This is a genomic window from Gordonia zhaorongruii (genome assembly GCF_007559005.1).
GTDB classification, from domain to species: domain Bacteria; phylum Actinomycetota; class Actinomycetes; order Mycobacteriales; family Mycobacteriaceae; genus Gordonia; species Gordonia zhaorongruii.
Genome location: NZ_CP041763.1, coordinates 2,862,205 through 2,878,314 on the forward strand (window position 1 = coordinate 2,862,205; position 16,110 = coordinate 2,878,314).

The 16,110-nt window shown below is 68.3% G+C and carries 15 protein-coding genes; 13 read left to right on the top strand and 2 right to left on the bottom strand.

Annotation, left to right across the window (positions count from 1 at the left end):
- The first annotated feature begins 107 nt into the window (after positions 1-107).
- From FO044_RS13240 to FO044_RS13265, 6 genes are all read left to right on the top strand, one after another.
- Complete coding sequence (locus tag FO044_RS13240; RefSeq protein ID WP_143965814.1) at positions 108-1,346, top strand: sensor histidine kinase; 1,239 nt, start codon at positions 108-110, stop codon at positions 1,344-1,346.
- Positions 1,343-2,143: a LytR/AlgR family response regulator transcription factor gene (locus FO044_RS13245; RefSeq protein WP_143965815.1), complete on the top strand. Its 801-nt coding sequence runs from the start codon at positions 1,343-1,345 to the stop codon at positions 2,141-2,143. Before FO044_RS13240 ends, FO044_RS13245 begins: the two co-directional genes overlap by 4 nt.
- A gap of 1 nt (position 2,144) precedes the next feature.
- Positions 2,145-2,528 (top strand): hypothetical protein, encoded by a 384-nt coding sequence (locus tag FO044_RS13250; protein WP_143965816.1) that lies wholly within the window; start codon positions 2,145-2,147, stop codon positions 2,526-2,528.
- The gene (locus tag FO044_RS13255) at positions 2,525-4,255 is read left to right on the top strand and encodes a sodium/solute symporter (protein ID WP_143965817.1); all 1,731 of its coding nucleotides are present in this window, start codon (positions 2,525-2,527) and stop codon (positions 4,253-4,255) included. Before FO044_RS13250 ends, FO044_RS13255 begins: the two co-directional genes overlap by 4 nt.
- A gap of 153 nt (positions 4,256-4,408) precedes the next feature.
- The gene (locus FO044_RS13260; RefSeq protein WP_132992341.1) at positions 4,409-4,786 is read left to right on the top strand and encodes a DUF485 domain-containing protein; all 378 of its coding nucleotides are present in this window, start codon (positions 4,409-4,411) and stop codon (positions 4,784-4,786) included.
- A complete protein-coding gene (locus FO044_RS13265) occupies positions 4,783-6,423 on the top strand; it encodes a solute symporter family protein (RefSeq protein WP_132992342.1) in 1,641 nt (546 codons plus the stop codon). The genes FO044_RS13260 and FO044_RS13265 overlap by 4 nt, the downstream gene beginning before the upstream one ends.
- A gap of 108 nt (positions 6,424-6,531) precedes the next feature.
- Here FO044_RS13265 and FO044_RS13270 read toward each other — a convergent pair whose 3' ends face one another.
- Positions 6,532-7,944, bottom strand: a complete 1,413-nt coding sequence (locus FO044_RS13270; protein WP_143965818.1) for an amidase — start codon at positions 7,942-7,944, stop codon at positions 6,532-6,534.
- 64 nt (positions 7,945-8,008) lie between these two features.
- Here FO044_RS13270 and FO044_RS13275 point away from each other — a divergent pair, with 64 nt between their 5' ends.
- The 7 genes from FO044_RS13275 (at position 8,009) to FO044_RS13305 (ending at position 15,589) form a co-directional block, all read left to right on the top strand.
- Entirely contained in the window at positions 8,009-9,205 is a 1,197-nt protein-coding gene (locus tag FO044_RS13275) for an acyl-CoA dehydrogenase family protein (RefSeq protein ID WP_143965819.1), read from the top strand.
- A gap of 28 nt (positions 9,206-9,233) precedes the next feature.
- On the top strand, positions 9,234-10,364 hold the full coding sequence (locus FO044_RS13280) for an acyl-CoA dehydrogenase family protein (protein WP_143965820.1): 1,131 nt from the start codon (positions 9,234-9,236) through the stop codon (positions 10,362-10,364).
- A gap of 22 nt (positions 10,365-10,386) precedes the next feature.
- Positions 10,387-10,827, top strand: coding sequence for a DUF350 domain-containing protein (locus tag FO044_RS13285; protein WP_132992346.1), 441 nt, complete (start codon positions 10,387-10,389; stop codon positions 10,825-10,827).
- A gap of 190 nt (positions 10,828-11,017) precedes the next feature.
- Positions 11,018-11,479 carry an SRPBCC family protein gene (locus FO044_RS13290; RefSeq protein ID WP_132992347.1) on the top strand — a complete coding sequence of 154 codons (462 nt, stop codon included), beginning with the start codon at positions 11,018-11,020 and terminating at the stop codon, positions 11,477-11,479.
- A gap of 78 nt (positions 11,480-11,557) precedes the next feature.
- Entirely contained in the window at positions 11,558-12,274 is a 717-nt protein-coding gene (locus FO044_RS13295) for a phosphatidylserine decarboxylase (protein WP_143965821.1), read from the top strand.
- On the top strand, positions 12,274-13,293 hold the full coding sequence (locus tag FO044_RS13300; RefSeq protein WP_143965822.1) for a CDP-alcohol phosphatidyltransferase family protein: 1,020 nt from the start codon (positions 12,274-12,276) through the stop codon (positions 13,291-13,293). The genes FO044_RS13295 and FO044_RS13300 overlap by 1 nt, the downstream gene beginning before the upstream one ends.
- A gap of 4 nt (positions 13,294-13,297) precedes the next feature.
- The gene (locus FO044_RS13305) at positions 13,298-15,589 is read left to right on the top strand and encodes an AAA family ATPase (RefSeq protein ID WP_143965823.1); all 2,292 of its coding nucleotides are present in this window, start codon (positions 13,298-13,300) and stop codon (positions 15,587-15,589) included.
- A 50-nt stretch (positions 15,590-15,639) separates the two neighbouring features.
- On the opposite strand, the gene FO044_RS13310 is transcribed toward FO044_RS13305, so the two are convergent.
- A complete protein-coding gene (locus tag FO044_RS13310) occupies positions 15,640-16,059 on the bottom strand; it encodes a hypothetical protein (RefSeq protein ID WP_132992351.1) in 420 nt (139 codons plus the stop codon).
- Positions 16,060-16,110: the final 51 nt, after the last annotated feature.

The window sequence follows — 16,110 nt, forward strand, 5'->3', positions numbered from 1 at the left end:
TCAGAAATCGTTCGCCCTCCGGTCTCACGCACGACGAGTCATCGTCACGATCGTTCCGGATCAGGCGATCCGCAAGCCACGTAGTAGCCGCCCGATACCGTGGGTCCATGTCCGGTGAGCTGATCGCCATCACGGTCCTGGGAGCGCTGCTCGCCGCGCTGCTCGTCGCCATCGCGCTGCGCACCCGCCGCGTGGTGTCCACTCCGCACGAGCGCGCCGTCCACGACACCCTGCACACCGCCGACCTGGCGGCCCGTCCGCTGCGCCGCGGCCTCACCGAAGAATCGGCCACCCACGCGGTCGGCCCGCTGCTGGCGCTGACCGCCGCCGATGGCGTCGCACTCTACGGTCCGGCGGCCGAGCTCCTCGCCCGCCACAGCGGCGGTGACCTGTGGACGGTGCCCGTTGCACGCTCGGCGGCACGGCTCGCGACGACGGTCCTCGCGGATCAGCGACCCGCCGTCGAACACGATCCCGGTGGCCCCGCCGCCCTCGCCCGGCACTTGGTGGCCGCCCCGCTGATCACCGACGGCGTCAGTGCGGGAGTGCTGATCGTCGCGACGCTCGACGACCCCGGCCCCGGCCGGATCGGCACCATCACCGAAGTCGCCCGCTATGCCGCCAGCCAACTCCGGCTGGCCGAACTCGACGCCTCCCGCGCCCGACTCGATCGCGCCGAGGTCCTCGCGCTGCGCGCACAGATCAGTCCGCACTTCATCTACAACGCCCTCAACACGATCGCGTCGTTCGTGCGGACCGACCCCGACCGCGCACGCGAGCTCATCCTCGACTTCGCGGATTTCACCCGGTACTCGTTCCGCGCCGCAGGCGAGTACACGGTGCTGGCCGATGAACTCCGCAACATCGACCGCTATCTCACCCTCGAGCGCGCACGGTTCGGGTCCGGCCTGAGCGTCCGTCTCCAAGTGGCCCCGGAGGTGCTCGGTGTCGTGGTCCCCTTCCTCGCGCTGCAGCCCCTGGTCGAGAACGCGGTCCGCCACGGTCTGGCGGGGCGCAGGAACGGGACGATCGGCATCACCGGCATCGACGAGGGGACCGACTGCCTGATCAGCATCGAGGACGACGGCGCGGGCATGGACCCCGAGCTCCTGCGCACCGGTCCGATCGATGCTCTCGACCCGGCCGGGCCCGCCGAATCCGACGGTGCCCACGTCGGGCTGACGAATGTGGACCAACGTCTGCGGGCGGCATTCGGCAACGATTACGGTTTGGTTGTCGAAACCGCGGTCGGCGCAGGCACCAAGGTGAGCATGCGGGTCCCGAAGTTCGCATCCGGCATTCGCGCCGACGCCGCCCCCGACGGAAGGGATGCACGCCCCCGATGACCGGACTGACCGTGCTCGCCGTCGACGACGAGGCGCCCGCTCTGGACGAACTCGCCTACCTGCTGAACCGTCATCCGGCGATCGAGACCGTGCGCACCGCGGGCGATGCGACGATCGCCCTGCGCGAGCTGGCCGATGTACCGGTCGACGCGGTCTTCCTCGACATCTCGATGCCCGGACTGAGCGGGATGGAATTGGCGGGATTCCTGGCCAACTACTCGTCTCCGCCGCACATCGTGTTCGTCACTGCGCACGACGACCGCGCCGTCGATGCGTTCGCCGTCGGCGCCGTCGACTACTTGCTCAAACCACTGCGTGACGAACGCCTCGACCAGGCCGTCGAGCGCGTTCTCAGCCAGCGCTCCGCTCCGGTGCCGCAACCCGACGGGGCAGCCGCCGAACCGGAGCGAGCCGACCGCGACGACGTGATCCCCGTCGAATCCGGTGGCGTCACATCGCTCGTCCGGCGCGACGCGGTCATCTGGGTCGAGGCCGTCGGCGATTACGCGCGGCTCCACACCGACGCCGGATCGCATCTCGTACGAGTGCCGCTGTCCGTCCTCGAGGAACGGTGGCGCACGCACGGTTTCGCGCGCGTGCACCGCAGCTACCTCGTCAGCCTTCCGATGGTGAGCGGGCTGCGCGCTGCGGGAGCTTCGACGATGGTCCGGGTCCAGGGCAGCGGGAACTCACCTGCCGTCGAGTTGCCGGTGAGTCGCAGACAAGTCCGCGAGCTGAAGGACCGGTTGGTCCGGGATCCGATGCGCACCATCCGATCCGGCCGCACGGGCGGCTGACGTGGCACCCGATACGCCGCCGCGTGAACGGGTCGTTCTCGCACAACGGCGCGGTGCACGCGTGGTCCACACCCGGCGCCAGGTGGCCGAGCAGAGCGGAGTCGGCGAGAACCTCGTCCGCGGCCTGGTTCGCGCACAACTCGGCCTCGCCCTGCGGCTCGGGCTGGCCGTGGTGCTGATCTTCGCCGCGATACCGATCCTCGGCGCCACGGTGCATCCGTTCGCCGACGCCACCGTGTTCGGACTGCCACTCAACTGGCTGGTCCTCGGGGTGGCACCGTACCCGATCCTCTACATCACGGGCCGACTGTACGTGCGGCTCGCCGATCAGGCGGAGAAGGACTTCATCCGCCTCACCGATGACCGGAGCGGCGAACCACGATGAGCGCTCACGTCACGGCGCTGACCGTCATCGCGATTCTCGCCGCCGCGTTCGGCACCCTCGCAGCAGGCGCGTACGCGGGTCGCAGCGCACGGTCCACATCCGACTTCCTGGTCGCGTCCCGCAGCATCGGCCCCGGCTGGAACGCCGCCGCCATCGCAGGCGAGTACCTATCGGCCGCGTCGTTCCTCGGAGTCGCCGGCCTCGTCGCCAAGTACGGCGCCGATGCGCTCTGGTACCCGATCGGATTCACCGCCGGGTATCTCGCGCTCCTGCTGTTCGTCGCGGCTCCGCTGCGCCGATCCGGCGCTTACACGGTGCCCGACTTCGCCGAGTTCCGGCTGGCGTCCCCACGCGCCCGCCGCGTGGCCATGGTCGTCGTCATCCTGATCTGCGTCCTCTACTTGGTTCCGCAACTGCAAGCAGCAGGCCTGACCCTCGACATCCTGCTCGGTCTGCCGCCGTGGATCGGCATCGTCGCCATCGGCACTCTCGTGATCGCGAACGTCGTCGGCGGCGGCATGCGCTCGGTGACGTTCGCACAGGCGGTCCAGTACTGGCTCAAACTGACGGCGATCGCCGTACCGGCCATCGCACTCGCGTTCACCTTCGCCCACGACCCCCACGACCTGGGCGAACCGCTGCCACCCCGGGTCGTCACCGCGACGACCGTCGACGTGGAACGCACCGTGAGCGTGCGGGTCACCGACCCGGAGGGCGTCCGGATCGTCGGCGTCGTCGACGGGCGCACAGTGCATCAGGCTCCGGCGGCCGGCACGATCGTCGTCGAGGCCGGGTCGACGATTCACCTGGCCGCCGGCGCGACCACCCCGGTCGTATCGGACGCTCCCCGGACCGGCGCCGAGTGGATGACATCCGGAAGCGGACTCGGCGGCGGCCATCCGCTGTTCCAGGTGCTGTCCCTCATGGTCGCCACGTTCCTGGGAGCGGTGGGGCTCCCCCACGTGCTGGTGCGCTTCTACACCAACCCCGACGGGCGGGCGGCCCGTCGCACGGCGCTCAACGTGATCATCGCGCTGTCGGTGTTCTACCTGTTCCCCACCGTGCTGGGGGCGCTTGCCCGGATGTGGACACCCCAGGTCCTCGCCACCGGCAACACCGACGCCGCCGTCCTCCTGCTGCCGACTGCCGCCCTGTCGGGCGCCTGGGGAACCCTGCTGGCCGCCCTGGTCGCCGCAGGTGCGATCGCCGCATTCCTCGCGACATCGTCAGGTCTGCTCGTGAGCATCGCCGGCGTCATGTCCACCGACCTGCTGCCCGCCGGGGTGCGCAGCTTCCGGATCTGCGCACTCATCGGCGGACTCGTGCCGATGGGTCTCGCACTCGGTGCCGGCTCGCTCGACCTGTCCAGGTCGGTCGGACTGGTCTTCGCGGTGTCCGCCGCGACGTTCTGTCCGCTGCTCCTCCTCGGCATCTGGTGGCGCGGACTCACCGCGTCGGGTGCGATCGCCGGGCTCGTCATCGGCGCCGTCACGTCGGCCACTGCGGTGGTGCTGGTCGTGGGGGACGTCATCGACGACGCGGCGCTCGCCGGCTGGCCTGCGGTCATCGCCGATTATCCGGCGGCGGTCACCGTGCCGTTGACGTTCGCGACGATGATCGGGGCCAGCCTGGCCACCCGGTCGACGACGCCGACCGGCGTGGCCGGAGTCTTCGCGGCGATGCACGTACCCGAACGTCTCGGCCTCGGTGTGGAACGCACCCCGTAGCGAACGGCCACCGTTCATCGATCCCCGGTGACCGCTCACCGCACCTCTGCACAACCTCGGCGATCAGGTCACATTTCCCATCGCTTGTGATGTGAGTCTCGTTCATGCTCGACGAATGCGAATCACCGTCGACTCTCACAATAAGGAGTGATCGTGTCCGAACAGGCACCACCGCCGAATGAGCGACTGCGACCGTCGCCCGACGAGTTCCTCGTCGCGCAGGCGAGTCCCGAGTTCACTGACCTCCGGCGGGTCCTCTTGCGCTTCATCGCGCCGATGTCCGTGTTCTTCCTCCTCTGGTACGCCGTCTACGTGATTCTCGGCGCGTTCGCGCACGACTTCATGGCGACCAAGGTGTGGGGCGATATCAACGTCGGTCTGATCCTGGGTCTGATCCAGTTCGTGACGACGTTCGGCATCACCTTCGCCTACGTCCGGTTCGCGAACCGCGACCTCGACCCGAAGGCTGAAACGATCCGTCAGAACTTCGCGACCGGCGTGTACGCGGATGCTGCGAAGGAGACCAGATGATCACCACGCAACTCGCCGCCGAGACTGAGGCGGTCGGCAACACCGCCATCAACATCTCGATCTTCGTCGCGTTCGTCGCGGTGACCATGTTCGTGGTGATCCGCGCCAGCCGTAAGAACGCGACGGCATCGGAGTTCTTCACCGCAGGAGGCGGATTCTCCGGAACGCAGAACGGTATCGCCATCGCAGGCGATTACCTATCGGCCGCCAGCTTCCTCGGTATCGCAGGCGCCATCGCCGTCTACGGGTACGACGGATTCCTGTACTCGATCGGGTTCCTCGTCGCCTGGCTCGTCGCGCTGCTCGTCGTCGCCGAACTCCTGCGCAACACGGGTCGATTCACGATGGCCGACGTGCTGAGCTTCCGACTCAAGGAACGCCCGGTCCGCATGGCCGCGGCGTTGTCGACGCTCGTCGTCTCGCTGTTCTACCTGCTCGCGCAGATGGCCGGGGCCGGCGGACTCGTCGCACTGCTCCTGAACATCCACGACAAGACCGGTCAGGGCATCGTGATCGCCGTCGTCGGCGTGCTGATGATCGCGTACGTGCTGATCGGCGGCATGAAGGGCACCACCTGGGTGCAGATCATCAAAGCGTGCCTGTTGATCGCAGCGGCGGTCGCGATGACGGCGATCGTGCTGGTGAAGTTCGGATTCAACATCTCCCATCTGATGGGCGAAGCGCAGAACATGATTTCCGGATCGTCGGATCCGAAGGTCGCGTCCCGTGACGTCCTCGCGCCCGGCGCGAAGTACGGCGGTTCGACGGAGTCGAAGATCAACTTCCTGTCGCTGGGTCTCGCGTTGGTCCTCGGTACCGCCGGCCTGCCGCACGTCCTGATGCGCTTCTACACGGTGCCCACCGCCAAGGAGGCTCGCCGTTCCGTTGTCTGGGCGATCTCGCTGATCGGCGCGTTCTACCTGTTCACGCTGATCCTGGGTTACGGCGCGGCCGCCCTCGTCGGACCGGACCGGATCCTCGGCGCGGCAGGCGGCGAGAACTCGGCAGCTCCGCTCCTCGCTTTGGAACTGGGCGGCACCGTCCTGTTGGGCATCGTGTCCGCGATCGCTTTCGCGACGATCCTCGCCGTCGTCGCCGGTCTGGCGATCACCGCGTCCGCGTCCTTCGCACACGACATCTACGCATCGGTCATCAAGCGCGGCAAGGCATCCGAAAGCGACCAGGTGCGCGTCTCGCGGATCACGGTCGTCGTGCTCGGACTCGTGAGCATCGTTCTGGGCATCCTCGCCAACGGACAGAACATCGCGTTCCTCGTCGCTCTGGCATTCGCGGTGGCCGCCTCGGCGAATCTGCCGACGATCGTCTACTCGCTGTACTGGCGCCGATTCAACACGCGCGGCGCGCTGTGGAGCATGTACGGCGGTCTGATCTCGTGCATCGCGCTCATCGTCTTCTCGCCTGCGGTGACCGGCAGTGCGACGGCTATGGTCCCCGGTATCGACATCTCGTATTTCCCGCTGTCGAACCCGGGCATCGTCTCGATCCCGCTCGCGTTCATCCTCGGCATCGTCGGCACGCTGACGTCGCCCGGCGACCGTGGTGAGCAGGCACGCAACGCCGAGATGGAGGTCCGCTCCCTCACCGGAGTCGGAGCCGAAGGCGCTACCGCGCACTGATCAGGGCCCATGTGCCCACTTCCTCGCGCAATGCCCCGATCGTCACGTCAGTCGCTTGAAACGTTCATTCGACCGACGAGACTTTCGGGGCATCGTGCGATGGAGAGGTCAGACAGCGTCCTGGATGCGGGCGAACGGCCGTGCAGCCTCGAGCTCGTACGAGAGTTCGAGCAGGGTGCGCTCGTCACCGAGATCGGTGCAGAGATGAACACCGACCGGCAACCCGTCCGGCGTCGACCCGAGCGGCAGCGACACGGCGGGGGTCCCGCTCACATTGTTGGCCGGAGTGAACGAGACGTAGCGGATGAGACCGTCCAGGATCTCGTCGAAGTCTCCGGTCGGCGCCAGGTCGCCGATCCTCGGAGTGACATGACCGAGCGTCGGCGACAGGACGACGTCGAACTCGTCGAATATCGCCCGGAAGATCCGCGACCCGCGCTTGAGGCCGAGTACGTCCCCGGGCAGTCGGTAGAAGTGACGCAGGAACGTGTTCGACAGACCGCGCGTGAACGAATCCACCTGCGACCGGTCGAACCCCTTCCCCACGGACACCTTCCCCAATCTGTCGATCCCGAAAGCGAGCAGTCCCCAGTAGTCGATGAACTGGTCGACGAACGACCGGTCCACCGGCAACGGCACCGTATTGACCCGGTGCCCGAGCGACTCGAGCAGATCGACGGTCTCCATCAACGCGGAATCCGTGGGACGGTCGAGCAGACCGCCCGTGATCGGGGTGTTCACCAGGGCGATCTTCAACCGCTTGTCGCCGGGCCCCTCCACTGCGCCGATCGGCTTCAGCTTCGACGCCGGATGACGGCGCTCCACATCGGCGAGGAACGCCACGCTGTCGCGCACGGTACGCGTCATCACTCCGTTGGAGACCAGGTCGATCGGCAGGTTCTTGGTCAGTTCGGCGGGAGCCGTCCGACCGCGTGAGGGTTTCACACCGACCAGCCCGCAGGCCGCTGCGGGAATGCGCAGGGAGCCGCCGCCGTCGTTCCCGTGAGCGATCGGCACGACGCCCGCCGCGACCAGCACTGCCGAACCACCGGACGACGCGCCCGCCGAGAAGTCGGTGTCCCACGGGTTGCGAGTGGGATCGCGGTCGACGAACTCGGTGGTCGCCGTCAGCCCGAAAGCGGGCATCGTCGACGCGCCGAACACGTTGAGTCCGGTGCCGACGAACTCACCGGTGAACGGCTCATCGGCCTGCGCGGCACTCGCCGGGGTCGCAGCCGACCCGGACCGTGTCGCGATCCCGGCGAATGCGGTGTTGTTCTTGATCACCGTCGGAACACCCGCGAACGGCCCGCTGAACGGTGATGTCGCGGCCCGCTCGCGCGCACGTTCCCGGTCGTCGATGGCGACCGCCGACAGCGTCGGCTCGATCCGATCCAATCGCGCCAACGACGCTTCCAGCGCCTCGGACGCGGTCGTCTCCCCATCCGCGATCTGCTTCGCGAGGCCTACCGCATCCAGCTCACCCAGACAGTCGTCGCCGAAGGCGTGCACATGTTTCATGCGGAACACCCTACGTCGACCGGTTGACGTGACGTGATCCACATCGTCCGGGTAGTAATAGGGCATGCAACTGCGATTCACGCCCGAAGAGGAGTCGTTTCGCCGCGAACTCCGCGACTTCTTCACCACGGCGATCCCCGAGGAGATTCGCCGCCGCAATGAAGAAGGCAAGCAGCAGTGGCCCGACGACGTCGTGACCACAACGCGCATCCTCAACGAGCGCGGAATCGCGGTGCCCGCCTGGCCCGTCGAAGCCGGTGGTCAGGACTGGACGCCGGTGCAGCACCACATCTGGCGAGAGGAGATGTCGCTCAACTTCGTCCCCGACCTGCTCCCGTTCAATGCGGGCATGGTCGGTCCGGTCATCGCGCACTTCGGCAACGACGCCCAGAAGGAGCGCTTCCTGCCTGCCACTCGAAACCTCGACCTGTGGTGGTGCCAGGGGTTCTCCGAGCCGGAGGCGGGCAGCGACCTCGCATCACTCAAGACGCGGGCGGTCCGCGACGGCGACGAGTACGTCGTCAACGGACAGAAGACCTGGACCACCCTCGGCCAGTACGCCGACTGGATCTTCATGCTGGTCCGCACCGACCCGGACGTGAAGAAGCAGGCGGGCATCAGCTTTCTGCTGATCGACCTGGATACGCCGGGTATCGAGATGCGCCCGATCCAGCTGATCGACGGCGGTCACGAGGTGAACGAGGTGTTCTTCAACGACGTTCGCGTCCCCGCCGAGAATCTGGTCGGGAAGGAGAACGACGGTTGGACCATCGCGAAGTTCCTGCTCGGAAACGAGCGGTCGGGCATCGCCCGCGTCGGCTACACCAAGACCAAGCTCGCCCGCGCCAAGACGCTGGCTGCGCAGATCACGACTCCGGTCGGCACCCTTCTCGACGATCCGGCGATCGCCTCGCGGATCGCAGACCTCGAGAATCAACTGCTCGCCCTGGAGGTCACGCAGTTGCGGGTGGTCGTGGGTTCGTCGGACGGCAAGCCCAATCCGGCGTCGTCGCTGTTGAAGCTGCGCGGTTCGGAACTCCAGCAGGAGGCCATGGAGCTGCTCGCCGACATCGCCGGCGCCGACTCGCTGCCGGTGGCCGGGCCCGACGCCGCAGACGCCAACGGAACAGCCGACGTGCTGTCGCCGGAGTGGGCGCAGCTATCGGTGCCGACCTATCTCAACTACCGCAAGGTGACGATCTACGGCGGCTCGTCGGAAGTTCAGCGCCAGATCATCGACAAGGCCGTTCTGGGTCTGTAGACCCAGACCACGAGACGCAGGGAACCCGATGGAATTCGAACTCTCCGAAGAACAAGCTCTGCTACGCGACACAGTGCGCAGCGCGCTCACCAATGCCTACGACGTCGAGAAGCTCCGCGCCGTCACCGACACCGAGCTCGGCTGGAGTCGTGATGTCTGGCGCTCGCTCGCCGAGATCGGCATCCTCGGTCTCGTCTTCCGTGAGGAGGACGGCGGCATGGGCGCCGGCCCGGAGGAGCTCTCGGTGGTGATGACCGAGATCGGCGCGAGCCTGGCTCCCGAACCGCTGCTCGGTTCGGTCGTCGTGCCCGGCTCACTCGTCGCCCGCACCGCCGACGACACCACCCGTTCCGAGATCGTCGACGGGCTGTCATCCGGCGCACGGCTCCTCGCATTCGCGCACAACGAGAATCGGGACCGTTGGCCGCACGCCGCAGTACTCACCGACGGCGCCGCGACGACCGCCACCGACGGGACGATCACCGGGGTCAAGACACTCGTCGACCACGGCGATGTCGCCGATACCTTCGTCGTCTCGGCCCGCGAGGCCGACGGCACCGTCGGGCTCTACCTCGTCCCCGCCGACGCCGAGGGGGTCACCGTGACGCCGTACCGCACCCACGACCGTCGCCGCGGCGCGCAGGTGGAGTTCACGGGCACTCCCGGAACCCGACTCGGAGAGGGCGACGCCTCGCAGGCCATCACCGAAGTGGAGATCGCCGCACAGTCGGCGCTGTGCGCGGAGGCGGTCGGCGCCATGAGTCGGGCGCTCGACCTCACCACCGAGTATCTGAAGGCGCGCAAGCAGTTCGGCGTCCCCCTGTCCACCTTCCAGGCACTCTCGCACCGGGCCGCCGATATGTACGTGCAGGTGGAACTCGCTCGCAGCATGAGCACCTATCTCACGGCATCGCTCGCCGACGGCGACTACGACCCGATCACCGCGTCCCGCGCCAAGCTGCAGATCTGCCGCAGCGGACGGCACGTCGGGCAGGAGGCCATCCAGATGCACGGCGGCATCGGCATGACCGCCGAATACCCGGTCGGGCACTACGCGAGCCGGCTCACCGCCATCTCGCACACGCTCGGCGACGCCGACGCCCATCTGGCGAAGCTGACCGGGTCGGTCGCCGAATGGAAGATGGTCACCGTCGGCTGACGAATCCCCTTAAGGTGAACGCATGGAACCGCTGGAGACCTTCCGCAGCAGCCTCGCCGACGTCACCTCGTACGGACTGCTGTCGGTCGGCCTGCTCATCGTCGGCTTCGCCGCACTCGACCTGATCACTCCGGGGAGTCTGCGCACCAAGGTGTGGGCCGAGCAGAACCGCTCGGCCGTGGTCCTCGCCGTCGCGCAGGCGTCCGGGCTCGCGATCGCCCTCGCCGCCGCGATCGGCGCGTCCACCGGCTTCGACCTCTGGCAGGGCATTCTGTTCGCACTCGGCTACGGGGTCGCGACGATCGCGCTGATGATGTTCTCGTTCGTGCTCATCGACTGGCTCACGCCCGGACGACTCGGGGCGGTGCTGCTCGACGAGTCCGGCGACGGCTATTCGCGCGCCGCATGGCTCAACGCCGTGGTGTTCGTCGCGATCGGCCTGTTCGTCGCCGCGGCACTCTGATTCCACTCCCGACTGCGCGCCCCGGTGCGAAGTACCCCCACGATCTCCCGCTGCCCGCATCACCGACCCGCATGCGCCGGCGTCTCCCGTCCGCGAGCCGATTCGGCCGTTCTACGTGCTGGTGATGCGAGCCGGTCACGCCGACTGGTTTATGGTGGCGGGCAACACCCTACGACCGAAGGAATATGTCATGGCCGCACCGCGTATCGAGGACTCCGTCGAGATCAACGCCACTCCGGAGGCGGTCTGGTCGGTCATCAGCGACCTCAAGCGCATGGGCGAGTGGAGTCCGCAGTGCCAGAAGATGATCGTCTTCGGTGGTGAGGTGAAGCAGGGGGCACGAACCCTGAACGTAAACCGTCGCGGTCCGCTCGTGTGGCCGACGAACGCCAAGGTCGTCGCCTTCGAGCCCAATCGCGAGGTCGCGTTCCGCGTCTTCGAGAACCGGACCGTGTGGTCGTACCGGATCGAGCCCAGCGCGAACGGCGTGACGCTCACCGAATCGCGCGCGGCTGCGGGCGGTAAGACCACCGCGGTGTCGGCGTTCCTCGTCGACAAGGTGTTCGGCGGCGAGGAGTCGTTCGAGGCCGAACTCGGCGAAGGCATCCGCGAGACCCTCGGAAAGATCAAGCGCGCCGCCGAGGCCTCCTGACACCGGCGTTAAGCTGAGTGCCAACACCATGAGCTCCCGCTCGACCTGCTGCCGGAGCCAGACTTAGGAGGCACCCGGGTGGCACGACGCCCCGCACGCCCTGATGCACGTACCGGTGCCGGGCACCTGATCGACCTGTTCCAGGAGACGGTTCCGCCGATCCATCGCGGTGGGATCGGGTTCATCGCCGGTCCCGCGGCGGTCGCCGTGCTCGGCCGCGGCCATCCCTGGATCACCCGTCCGGCGCTGGCCGCGGCGGGCGCTTCCGCTCTCTTCTTCCGAAACCCGTCACGCGTGCCGCCGACCGAACCCGGTCTCGTCGTCGCGCCTGCCGACGGCACCGTCGCACTCGTCGACGAGGCGGTCCCCCACCCGGAACTCGGCCTCGGCGACCAGCCGGTGCCGCGCGTCTCCACGTTCCTGTCGATCTTCGACGTCCACGTGCAGCGCGTCCCCATCGCGGGTCGCGTGCTGTCGGTGGAGCACACGCCCGGCGAGTTCCTGTCGGCCGACCTCCCCGAAGCCAGTACCGCCAACGAACGGACCTCGATGACCTTGGCGACCGGACCCGACGGCACCGGCCCGCAGGTGGGAGTCGTGCAGATCGCGGGCCTGATCGCCCGGCGCATCGTCAACGAGACCGCGGTCGGCGACGATCTGGGCCTCGGTGACACCTACGGTCTGATCCGTTTCGGTTCGCGCGTGGACGTGTTCCTCCCGCCCGGCACCGTGCCTCGCGTCGCCGTCGGACAACGCGCGGTCGGCGCCGAGACCGTATTCGCGAGCCTGCGCTGATGGCACCTGCCCGACCCGGCCCCCGTCGCCCCGACCGCCCGCGCCGGCGTCTGCGCGTCGCCGGACGCACGCCGCGCCGCGACCGCCCGAATCTGCGCCGACCGTTGCGCGGCAGCCGCATCTTCCTTCCGTCCGCGCTCACCATCCTCGCGGTCTGCGCCGGACTGACCGCGGTTCGCTCCGCGGACACCGGCGACATCGACATGGCTCTCGCGCTCCTCGTCGTCGCCGCCGTCCTCGACGGCCTGGACGGCCGAGTCGCCCGGATGATGGACGCGACCACCAAGATCGGCGCCGAGATCGACTCGCTCGCGGACGCCATCAACTTCGGGGTGGCACCTGCGCTCATCGTGTACTCGGCCGTCATCCGCCAGCACGAGGGCGCAGGCGCCGACCTCGGCTGGGTCCTGGCACTGATCTACTGCTCGGCGATCGTGCTGCGCCTGGCACGTTTCAACACTCTGCTGGACGACGACTCCGCGCCCGGGTACACCAAGGACTTCTTCGTCGGCGTGCCTGCACCGACCGCCGCCGTCATGGCCCTGCTGCCGGTCGGCGTCACCCAGCACTTCGGCGACGGCTGGTGGACGTCCACCGCGGTGGTCGGCACCTGGCTGGTGTTCGTCGGCCTGCTCGCGGTGAGCCGGATCCCCACGCTTTCCTTCAAGTCGGCACGGGTCCGTCCGAGTGCGCTCGCCGGGTTGCTGGTCGTCGTCGCCGCCGCAGCCGCGCTCCTGATGACGTTCCCGTACCTGTTGATGATCATCGCGGTGACGGCATACCTGCTGCACATCCCGTTCGCCTGGCGCATGCAGAGGTGGATCGCGGCGCACCCCGAGCACTGGGACATTCCCGCTCGTGATCGGCGCATCGAGCGCCGTTCGGAGAAGCGCGCCGCCGTCGCCGCGGGAACTCGCCGCCGCGTTATCCCGACCAAATCGTCGACCCGACTCGGTCTGCGCCGGCCGGTCGCACGCACGACGCACGACACTCACCCGTCTCACACTCACGAGGACTGATCCAGTGACCGGACCGACGTTGACCCTGACCGCCCGGCTCAACACGTCGGCCGCAGATTCGCGACGCGGCCTCGTGCGCGTGCACCCCGAAGTGCTCACCGCCCTCTCCCTCACCGAATGGGACGCGATCGGCGTCACCGGGGCGCGCACCGTCGCGTCGGTCGTCGCCCGCGCCGACGACGGGACGCCTCCCGGAACGGTGCTGCTCGACGACATCACGTTCTCGAATCTGGGCATCCGTGAGGACACGCAGGTAGTGGTGTCACCGGTCGTCGTACACGGTGCCGCGAGGATCACGGTGAGCGGGTCGTCCATCGCATCGGCGTCCGTCAGCGAACCGACGCTTCGCCGAGCGCTGCTCGGCAAGGTGGTCTCGGTCGGCGACACGCTGTCCCTGCTCCCACGGGATCTCGGTCCCGAGCTGACAGCCAGCGAGGCGACGCGTTCCCTCGCCCGCACACTCGGCATCACCTGGACCAACGAACTGCTCACCGTCGCGGCCACCGAGCCTGCGGGCCCGGTGAGCGTGCAGACCAACACCGCAGTTCTGTGGGCAGGTCACGATGGTTCCGGAGCGCCGGGTGCGCTCGCCTCGGGGACGCCGAACGGCGGCACTGCGAGCGCGGGAACCGGCCCGACGACCGGTGCCCAGCAGTTCGGTGCCCGCCAACCGTCCGGCGCATCGACGCAGCCTCACTCTGCCTCGGACGTGCAGCCGGAACGACCCGCTCACCCGGTGCGGCCGATGTCCGAACTGGTCGGCGTCGACTCGCAGACCACCCGCCTGACCGAGTGGCTGTCCGTCACGCTCGACACTCCGGACATCCTCCGCGCGCTGGGCGCGCAACCACGTCTGGGAGTTCTCGTCACCGGTCCCTCGGGCGTCGGCAAGGCCACCGTCGTGCGCTCGGTGTGCGCGGACCGTCCGTTCGTCGAGATCGACGGGCCCACGTCGGGAGCCCTCGCCGCAGACGGTCGGCGAGCCGCAGTTACCTCCGCGATCGCACGGCTCCGCAGCGCGGGTCCCGGGGTTCTGCTCATCACCGACGTGGAGGCGCTCCTGCCCGCGGACCCCGATCCGGTATCGGCGTTGATCGTCGACGATCTGCGGACCGCGGTGGGCTCCGGAGAGGTCGCGCTGGTCGCGACGAGCGCCGACGCCACGGCCCTCGACCCCCGGCTGCGCGAACCCGATCTGTGCGACCGGTCGTTGTCCATCCCACTGCCCGACGCTTCACTCCGCGCCAAGCTACTGGGAGCGATCCTGTCGGGCGTGCCCGCCGACGGGAAGCTCGACCTGGATGACGTAGCCGTTCACACGCCCGGCTTCGTGGCCGCCGATCTGGCCGCGGTCGTCCGGGACGCGGCGCTGCGCGCCGCCGCCCGCGCCGCCGATTCGTCGGGCGAGCCCGCACTGCGCACTGCGGACCTGACCGAGGCACTGACCGTGGTGCGGCCCGCGTCACGTCTGGAGTCGCCGGACGTAGCGCTCGGATCGATCACCCTCGACGACGTCGGCGACATGGTCGAGACCCGGCAGGCACTGACCGAGGCGGTGCTGTGGCCGCTCCAGCATCCGGACACGTTCACCAGGCTCGGCGTCGACCCGCCGCGCGGTGTCCTCCTCTACGGTCCGCCCGGCTGCGGCAAGACGTTCGTGGTGCGTGCCCTCGCGGCATCGGGCCGCCTGTCCGTGCACACGGTCAAGGGCGCCGAACTTCTCGACAAGTGGGTCGGTTCGTCTGAGAGAGCCGTCCGCGACCTGTTCACGCGCGCCCGCGAATCGGCGCCGTCCCTGGTGTTCCTGGACGAGGTGGACGCTCTCGCACCTCGTCGCGGCGGGTCCACCGACTCCGGTGTCGCCGATCGTGTGGTGGCCGCGCTGCTGACCGAACTCGACGGCGTGGAACCGCTGTCGGACGTCGTAGTCCTGGGCGCCACCAACCGGCCCGACCTGATCGATCCGGCCCTGCTGCGGCCGGGCAGGTTGGAGCGGATCGTGTTCGTCCCACCACCCGATGCGGACGCGCGCGCCGACATCCTGCGGGCTTCGTCACGGAGCGTGCCTCTCGACGGGATCGACATCGAGGAACTGGCGCAGGACCTCGATGGCTATTCGGCGGCGGACTGCTCGGCGCTTCTGCGCGAAGCGGCGCTGGCCGCCATGCGACGCGACATCGAGGCTGCCACCGTCACCGCGACCGACGTGGAGGCGGCGCGGAGGACGGTCCGCCCGTCTCTCGACCCCGGCCAAGTGGCCGAACTCGAGGCATACGCCGAGAATCGCCGAGGCTGAGGCGAACAGCCGCGTCCGGTCTCGCTCGGAACCGGGTCACCCGCTCCGGATCAGTTCGTCCGAGTCACGTTGTAGAAGATCGACGATCCGCCGGCAGCGGCGTCCGCCGAGATGCCGATGTTCACCCAGTAGGTGCTCGGATCGGAGTTCTTCGTCAGCAGAACCGTCCGCTGCGCATTGTCGCCTGCGCGGCTCGACTCCTCGAACCCGCTGTCGACGAGCTTCTTGACTGCGTTCTCGAGGGCGTTGCCATCCGCGGCGCTGGCCTGGATCGTCACCCGCCATCCCTTGTCATCACCCGAGCCCGCCATGACGGCGCCATCGATCAGCGGAACGTCGTCCGTCGGGAAGCCTGCGGGAAGATCCACACCCGGCCGATCCGGCTCCTCTTCGCCTCCGCACGCGGTGAGAGCGAACGCACCGACGACGGCGATCAGCAGTGCAGCACAGACTCGAAGCAAAGCATTCATGGACGAAACGGTAGAGTAGAACCCGGCAGAACCCCTGTTTCGACACCCCGC

What these genes read in the sequence shown, in the direction of transcription:
- FO044_RS13280 (WP_143965820.1), top strand. Translation starts at nt 9,234, where the DNA reads ATGGAATTCGAACTCTCCGAAGAACAAGCTCTGCTACGCGACACAGTG.
- FO044_RS13275 (WP_143965819.1), top strand. Translation starts at nt 8,009, where the DNA reads ATGCAACTGCGATTCACGCCCGAAGAGGAGTCGTTTCGCCGCGAACTC.
- FO044_RS13300 (WP_143965822.1), top strand. Translation starts at nt 12,274, where the DNA reads ATGGCACCTGCCCGACCCGGCCCCCGTCGCCCCGACCGCCCGCGCCGG.
- FO044_RS13290 (WP_132992347.1), top strand. Translation starts at nt 11,018, where the DNA reads ATGGCCGCACCGCGTATCGAGGACTCCGTCGAGATCAACGCCACTCCG.
- FO044_RS13270 (WP_143965818.1), bottom strand. Translation starts at nt 7,944, where the DNA reads ATGAAACATGTGCACGCCTTCGGCGACGACTGTCTGGGTGAGCTGGAT.
- FO044_RS13285 (WP_132992346.1), top strand. Translation starts at nt 10,387, where the DNA reads ATGGAACCGCTGGAGACCTTCCGCAGCAGCCTCGCCGACGTCACCTCG.
- FO044_RS13265 (WP_132992342.1), top strand. Translation starts at nt 4,783, where the DNA reads ATGATCACCACGCAACTCGCCGCCGAGACTGAGGCGGTCGGCAACACC.
- FO044_RS13240 (WP_143965814.1), top strand. Translation starts at nt 108, where the DNA reads ATGTCCGGTGAGCTGATCGCCATCACGGTCCTGGGAGCGCTGCTCGCC.
- FO044_RS13255 (WP_143965817.1), top strand. Translation starts at nt 2,525, where the DNA reads ATGAGCGCTCACGTCACGGCGCTGACCGTCATCGCGATTCTCGCCGCC.
- FO044_RS13310 (WP_132992351.1), bottom strand. Translation starts at nt 16,059, where the DNA reads ATGAATGCTTTGCTTCGAGTCTGTGCTGCACTGCTGATCGCCGTCGTC.
- FO044_RS13245 (WP_143965815.1), top strand. Translation starts at nt 1,343, where the DNA reads ATGACCGGACTGACCGTGCTCGCCGTCGACGACGAGGCGCCCGCTCTG.